This is a genomic window from Flavobacterium sp. UGB4466, assembly GCF_903469665.1.
Classification (GTDB): domain Bacteria; phylum Bacteroidota; class Bacteroidia; order Flavobacteriales; family Flavobacteriaceae; genus Flavobacterium; species Flavobacterium lipolyticum.
The window spans coordinates 1-7,986 of sequence record NZ_CAGKLC010000140.1 but is presented as its reverse complement, the minus strand read 5'-3'; the positions used below and the strand labels follow the sequence as shown (position 1 = coordinate 7,986).

The 7,986-nt window shown below is 37.4% G+C and carries 4 protein-coding genes; 3 read left to right on the top strand and 1 reads right to left on the bottom strand.

Annotated elements, in window-relative coordinates; genetic code table 11:
- Positions 1–491 precede the first annotated feature (491 nt).
- Genes JO950_RS20155 through JO950_RS20145 form a run of 3 tightly spaced genes read left to right on the top strand, consistent with a single transcriptional unit; the run spans position 492 to position 7,638 of the window.
- Positions 492–3,524 carry a SusC/RagA family TonB-linked outer membrane protein gene (locus JO950_RS20155; RefSeq protein ID WP_202704240.1) on the top strand — a complete coding sequence of 1,011 codons (3,033 nt, stop codon included), beginning with the start codon at positions 492–494 and terminating at the stop codon, positions 3,522–3,524.
- Between the two features lie 18 nt (positions 3,525–3,542).
- Positions 3,543–4,973, top strand: coding sequence for a RagB/SusD family nutrient uptake outer membrane protein (locus JO950_RS20150; protein WP_237732402.1), 1,431 nt, complete (start codon positions 3,543–3,545; stop codon positions 4,971–4,973).
- 1 nt (position 4,974) lies between these two features.
- A complete protein-coding gene (locus JO950_RS20145; RefSeq protein ID WP_202704239.1) occupies positions 4,975–7,638 on the top strand; it encodes a prolyl oligopeptidase family serine peptidase in 2,664 nt (887 codons plus the stop codon).
- Positions 7,639–7,711: 73 nt separating this feature from the next.
- On the opposite strand, the gene JO950_RS20140 is transcribed toward JO950_RS20145, so the two are convergent.
- Positions 7,712–7,986: DUF6520 family protein (locus tag JO950_RS20140; protein ID WP_202704238.1), on the bottom strand; the 275-nt coding region annotated here is incomplete at its 5' end.

The window sequence follows — 7,986 nt, the reverse complement described above, 5'->3', positions numbered from 1 at the left end:
ACACATACCTATAAGTATGTTAAATAATTTATATATATTTGTACAATATTCATTTTAAGAATATTAAATTTGCGATTCTTCATATAAAAATATTTGAAGCATTCGCTTTGAATCTCGTGCAGAAAACTGGTAATTTTAGACAACGAGATGATAAGTGGTTTTGCTCACGACCATGGCGTGGGCTCACTTGTTGTTGTCGGGTATACCAGTACCTCTGTTCGATAAGCTGAGTTTCTGCGCCATTTTTTTTCTTCCTAAGCAAATCCCTCATCTTTATTTCTTAGCACCCAATCTTCATAGTTTTGAGGGCCGCAAAAATTTTAATTAGCTCAACTAACTAAAATCACTTGCCTATGATTTAACAAAAATGGTAGTCGATACCATAAACCATTCAATTTAATACATAAAAAATGATCCTCTACTACAGCGACTAAACTAGTACAGAGGATCATAGCTAATCAACTTACGTTTCAATTAACCAACCCAATATTATGAATAATTTTTCATTATACAAGGATGGAAGAGCTCTTTATTGCCTATATTTTCTAGGATTTATACTGTCTTTTTCATCTGTTCAATCCAAAAACACCTACCGGCGCAGTTCCTCATTTATCCAACAACATCAGATTCAGGGTACTCTCACCGATGGAACCAACCCTATACCCGGTGTTACCATCTCCATTCAAAATAAAACCAATACTACTGTTATATCAGATTATAGTGGACAATATAACATTGAGGCTAGTGCTGCTGACGTTTTAATCTTTTCCTTTATAGGATTTAAGACAGCTGTCATTCCTGTTCAGGGACGCTCGACAATAAACGTTACACTTCAATACGACACCACAATCTTGCAGGAAGTCCGAGTGAATGCCGGATACTATTCTGTTAAAGAGAGCGAACGCACGGGAAGTATTTCAAAAATCAGTTCAAAAGATATCGAAAAACAGCCCGTTACCAATATGCTTGCTACGATGCAGGGACGAATGGCAGGTGTAAATATAACCCAAAACACAGGAGTCGCCGGAGGTAGTTTTGATATCCAAATACGGGGACAAAATAGCTTACGTTCTGATGGAAACAGACCACTTTATATTATCGATGGTGTTCCTTACTCTTCCGATGCCATAGGTTCAGATCTTACAGGAGTTGTTCTTCCCGGTCCAACCAGTCCCTTAAATAGTATCAACCCGGCTGACATAGAAAGCATCGAAATCCTTAAAGATGCCGATGCAACGGCTATCTACGGTTCAAGAGGTGCTAACGGTGTGGTGCTTATCACCACCAAAAAAGGAAAGGAAGGTAAAACACGTTTCACGGCAAATGTTTCAGCAGGACTGGGTAAAGTAACCCGATTAATGAATTTAATGAATACACAACAATACCTGAAAATGCGTAAAGAAGCTTTTCTCAACGATGGTATACCTTATGGTCCAACAGATTATGATGTAAATGGTACATGGGATCAAAACCGCTATACCAATTGGCAAAAAATATTCATTGGAGGAACTTCAGACATTAACGATGTACAAGCCTCTTTAACAGGAGGTACTTCCGGAACACAATTTCTTTTAAGCGGTAATTTTCATAAAGAAACCACGGTATTTCCAGGAGATTACAATTACAAAAAGGGCAACTTGCTCGCCAATCTTAACTATGACTCCGAAAACAAAAAATTCCATGTCAATTTTTCTTTCGGATATACCGCCCAGGAAAATAATCAACCCGGAGTTGATATCACACAGCAAGCTATTTTTCTCCCCCCAAATGCCCCGGCATTATATGATTCTCATGGTAATTTAAACTGGGAGAACAGTACATGGAACAACCCTTTAAGCAATCTTGAAGGAAAATATACCTCAACTACCCATGATCTTTTTGTCAATGGATTATTATCCTACACAATCGTGCCTAATTTAAGTGCTAAAACAAGTTTTGGTTTTACCGATACGCGCTTTGAAGATAGTCGCACACAACCATCCACTCTATACGATCCTGCCTATGGACTCGGAAGCGAATTCTCATTTATCGATGTTAATACTACTACAAGAAAATCATGGATTATTGAGCCCCAATTAGCCTGGTCAAAAAAAATAGGTAAAGGAAAAACAGAAATACTCCTTGGGGCAACTTTTCAACAGCAAACAACCAATCAGCTCGTACAAGAAGCCAGTGGATTTAGCAGTAATAGCCTAATCTATAATCTTTCTTCCGCTTTTTCTGTATTTAATGTACTGCATAGTGAATCTGTATACAAATATCAGGCTTTTTTCGGGAGAATGAATTTCTCATGGAATGAGCGATACATACTAAATATAACCGGACGCAGGGATGGTTCAAGTAGATTTGGTCCCGGCCGACAGTTTGCCACCTTTGGAGCAGTTGGAGCTGCATGGTTATTTTCAAATGAAGCCTTCGTAAAGAATAATCTTGGCTTCTTAAGTTTTGGTAAACTACGCGCCAGTTATGGTACCACAGGAAATGATCAGATTGGGGACTATCAGTTTTTAGATACCTATGGCTCTTCGGGAAACAATTACGGAGGTATTATTGGCCTTCAGCCTACACGTCTTTTTAATGCTGATTTTGGTTGGGAAACCAATAAAAAACTGGAACTGGCACTAGAGGCCGGATTTCTCAAAGACCGGATTTTTATAACTGCTGGTTGGTACAGCAATCGCTCGTCCAATCAACTTGTTGGGATTCCGCTAGGAGCAACAACAGGATTCAATTCCGTACAGGCAAATCTTGATGCTGTAGTTCAAAATAGAGGAGTTGAACTCACTCTGAGAACAGTCAATTTCCAAAGACAATCTTTTAACTGGACAAGTAGTTTTAATTTGACTATTGCCCGCAATAAATTAGTGTCTTTTCCTAATCTTGAAGGATCTACCTATAACAATCAATTTGTCATCGGTGAACCTTTAAACATTAAAAAAGTATACCATTACACCGGGATAAATCCGCAAACAGGAGTTTATCAATTTGAAGATTACAATGCAGATGGCGCCATTACAGCAGTTGAGGATAAAAAATCTATTCGTGATTTGAATCCAAAATATTTTGGAGGAATTCAAAATACCATCACCTATAAAAACTGGCAATTGGATTTTTTATTTCAATTTGTAAACCAATTGAATTACAACGGATCCTATCGAACAGGAATACCCGGCAGCATGGGAAATCAGCCAACAGCGGTAACGGATCATTGGCAAAGCCCTGGAGACAATGCAACGTATCAACAATATTCTACAGGGGTAAACAGTTCAGCAGTCGATGCCTTTTATAAATATTATCAAAGTGATGCCATCATAACCGACGCCTCATATGTCCGTCTCAAAAACTTATCTCTATCTTATACTATTCCCGATAAGTTGCTCAAAGGAATTAAATGCCGACTGATATTTCAGGGACAGAATCTTTTTACCATTACTTCTTTTGATGGGGCTGATCCGGAATCCAGATTTAGTATGAGTCTTCCTCCACTAAAGGTATTCACAACTGGAATTCAACTCACTTTTTAATCATCTAAATCAAATAACATGAAAAAGAAATCAGTTTTACGATTTATAGAACAACATAAAATCAAAACAGTAAACCATAATTTTCTCCTTGGATTATTGATGTTGGGAATGTTACTTCTATACGGCTGTGATAATTTTGTTGAAGTTGACCTTCCATCTTCTCAGCTTACTTCAAGTGCCATTTTTGAAGATAAGGCTACAGCAAATGCAGCTATGGTTAGTATATATGCAAAAATGAGAGATTCGGGTATGCTAAGTGGAAACCTCTCCGGGTTATCGAATCAAATGGGTAATTACACAGATGAATTAGTGTACTATGGAAGCATTACCGGCAAAACCCGAGATTTTTACAACAATACAATCCTGCCTTCCAATACAGATATTTTTGCCTGGTGGAACAACACTTACAATCAGATTTATGCAGCCAATGCCATTATCGAGGGAGTAAACGCATCGGATGCATTACCTCAAGCAGATAAAAAACAATTAACAGGAGAGGCATTATTTTCAAGGTCACTGCTTCATTTTTATCTTATGAATCTCTACGGTGATGTACCCTATATTATCACCACCAATTATCAGCAAAATAAAAAAGTGCATAAGATGCCTTCTGTAGAGTTGTATTCTCATATTATAAAAGATCTTGAACTGGCGGTATCACTCTTACCCGAGAGTTATATTTCCAGTGACCGCATACGCCCCAATAAATCGGTGGTTATGGCATTGCTGGCACGAGTATACCTTTGCAACAAACAATGGGCAGAAGCTGCCAATGCCGCTTCATATCTCTTAAACAATACACAAACCTATGCTTGGCAGACTAATCTTGATGCCATATTTCTAAAAGAAAGCAGTACTACAATCTGGCAATTTATACCCCGTACTAGTGGACAAAACGCTCAGGAAGGTGAAACATTCATATTCAAGGCCGGACCTCCGCCACTCACGGCTTTAAGTATTGGGCTCATAAATGCATTTGAACCGGGAGACCAGCGTAAGGTTCATTGGGTAAAAGCAGTTACAAAAGGCACCGACACATGGTATCATGTCAGTAAATACAAGCAGAAATCAAAAACAGCTAGTTCATTAGAATATTCCATAGTATTTCGTTTGGCCGAGCAATACCTGATTCGTTCTGAAGCGCGTGCTGAACAAGGAGATCTTATTGGAGCAAAAGAGGATTTGGATAAGATCAGAGCTACAGCAGGTCTTACAGGTACAACAGCCCTGAGCAAACAAGATATCCTTGATGCTATACTAAAAGAGCGAAGAGTAGAATTTTTCACCGAACAGGGACATCGCTTTTTTGATTTAAAAAGAGCCAATCGTTTGGACGCAACATTAGCGCCTGTCAAAGCAGGTTGGAATCCGGCAGATCAATTACTACCGCTCCCCGAATCAGAACTTACACTAAATTCCAATCTAAAACCCCAAAACCCAGGCTATTAAAATGAAATCATATTACGAAAAATACAAGAAAAATAATTCCGATGCATTACCCCATAAAATAAAAACAGTCTTTTTAGTCCTGAATTTACTTTTGGTTTCATTTACTGGATTTAGCCAAAAAAATACTAAAAAAGAACTCACAGCAAATGATTATCCATTATGGAATTATCTCAGTGCTGACAAACTCTCTGAAAATGGAAAATGGCTAAGTTTCTCTGTTCAATATCAAAGTGGTATTGATACTTTGTTTGTTAAAAACAGTAAAGAAACAAATACCTATTCTTTTCCCGGAGCAAACAAGGGAGAGTTTATCGCAGAGCGTTGTTTTTTAACGATGAACTCAAAAGAAGAGTTGAAAATTGTTGACCTGTTTACTTCTAAACAGGAGATTATACAAGGGGTGCTCCGATACGATTTATGCGCAGATGGTAAAAATATAATCCTCTTGAAAAAGGGAAATACTGGAAAAAAACAATTAGAATTAAAAAACGTAGCCAATGGTGGTATATCTATTATCACAAAGGATGCTGATCGCTATTGGTATAATCCAAAAACTGATGTTCTGGCATATACCACAAAAACAGAAAATGCTACAACAATTTACCTTCTGAATTTGCATAATAAAACCACAACTACTATCAGCAGTACAAACAAAGATTTTGAATATTCTGATTTGGTCTGGCAAAAAAAAGGAAATTCTGTAGCCTTTCTAAAACGGCCTTTGGGTAGTAAGGAAAAGATATACCAGACTTCAATCGGCTATTACATCATAGCAGAGAGTAAGTTATATACTTTGAATCCAACAGATATGGATAATTTTCCGTTGGATATGGAAATTATTTCCTCTCCCGTTGCAAAACTAAATATTTCAGAGGATGGAAAAAGAATATTTTTTGGATTACAAAAAACGATGCCTCCCATTAATAGAGAACAAACACAAATTTGGAATGCCCAAGACACGTTTTTACATCCTGCAAAAGTGGAGGTTGAAAATTGGGACAGACTAGCAAAAGTAGCCCTGTGGTGGCCTTTGGAGAATCGTTTTAGCCGTATTACAGATAATGAATTCCCTAAAATGTTCTTAAGTGGAGATCAAAAATATGCTTTCCTTTTTAATCCACTGCGTTATGAACCACAGTCAAACCGCGAAGCTCATCTGGATATTTATATTTTGGATCTGCAAACTGGGGATCGGAAATTAATATTACAAAATCAATTAGGGGATCAGGCATGGACTGGTGTCTCTATATATGAAAAACAGCTTGTCTATTTTAAAGACAAACATTGGTGGGTTTATGATATAGAGAGTGGTCTTAGTAAAAACATTACCAAAGAACTCGGGGTGAACTTTTCAGACGATGAGTCTGACCAGCCTGAAGAAGTAAGTCCTTTTGGAAATCCTGGATGGGTACCACAAGATAAAACAATTTTTATTTATGACAAGTATGATATCTGGAGCATTGCTCTGGATGGGTCAAAAGCGCTTCGACTCACCCATGGACGGGAAAATAAAACAATCTATAGAATCATTCCCCAATCTGACAGTCAGTCCAGAAAAATGAACTATGACGGCTTTAATAAGGGGCAATTTCAATGGGATGACAAGTTAGTGTTTAAAACCGAAACACTGGAGCATACAGCCTATTGTTATTGGGACAAGAAAAAGGGGTTACAACCTTTACTGAACAAAAAAATGAACATCAGTCAATTTATAGGAGCTAAAAAAAATGACAGCTATGTTTACAAAGAGGAAAACTATAATTTACCCCCGAGATTACTTTTTAAAGAGAACCAAAATTCTAAAGAAAAAGTACTTTTTCAAAGCAATCAACAGCATTTTAAATACCATTGGGGATATTCCAAACTCATTAGCTATACCAATTCTAAGGGCATTGTTTTAAATGGTGTTTTAGTCTATCCAGCCAATTATCGTAAGGACACTAAATATCCTATGATTGTATTTGTCTACGAAAAGAAATCTAAAGAATTATACAACTATGTAAATCCATCTCTGAACAATCCTACAGGATTTAATATTACCAATTTTACTTCAAAAGGTTATTTTGTCTTTTTGCCTGATATTGTTTATGAAATTGGAAATCCTGGACCTTCCGCAACAGATTGTGTGGTTTCCGCTACTCAAAAAGTCATTGCCGGTGAATCATCTGTTGACAGCACCCGTATAGGTCTTACAGGTCATTCTTATGGCGGATATGAAACTGATTATATCATAACCCAAACCAATATGTTTGTAGCAGCTGTGGCAGGTGCCGCGATTACTGATTATGTAAGTGGTTATCTTTGGGTCACCTGGAGCTTTCAAAAGCCTAATTTTTGGCATTATGAATTTGGGCAATTAAGAATCGGGAAATCTTTATATGAAGATTATAAAGGGTACCTGACAAACTCTCCGATCTATCATGCCCACAAAGTTACTACTCCGCTCTTATCCTGGACAGGCGAACACGATGCTCAGGTGCATTATTATCAGAGTATTGAATTTTATTTAGCACTTCGGCGTCTTGGCAAAATCAATACAATGCTGATTTATCCGGGAGAGAATCATGTGTTAATGAATAAAAAATATCAAAATGATCTCACCCAAAAGATTGAACAGTGGTTCGATTATTATTTAAAAGGAAATAAAAAACCCGAATGGTTATAGAAAAAATAAGTATTAATCTAAAAAACAATGCAGTTCCTTTTGGAGCTGCATTGTCAATTTTACAGTAATAAAATTATGGTCTGAAAATTGTCTGTACACATTTACCAGCTGGATTTTTACCGAACAATTGAGCGCCTGTCGGATTATAATCCACTGTACAAACAATTCCAGTATTGTCTGTCGTACAGGTATCATCCTGCTCTTCACAAGAGGTTCCTTGTGGGTTGAGTCTAAGATACCCTTGAACCGGATCTACAGTCTTAGAATAACTATTCATGGCATGGGTTGTAAATGCACCTGCTATCGCAAGAGCAAATACTGCAACAGGTAAAACCTGTTTGGCTAAAT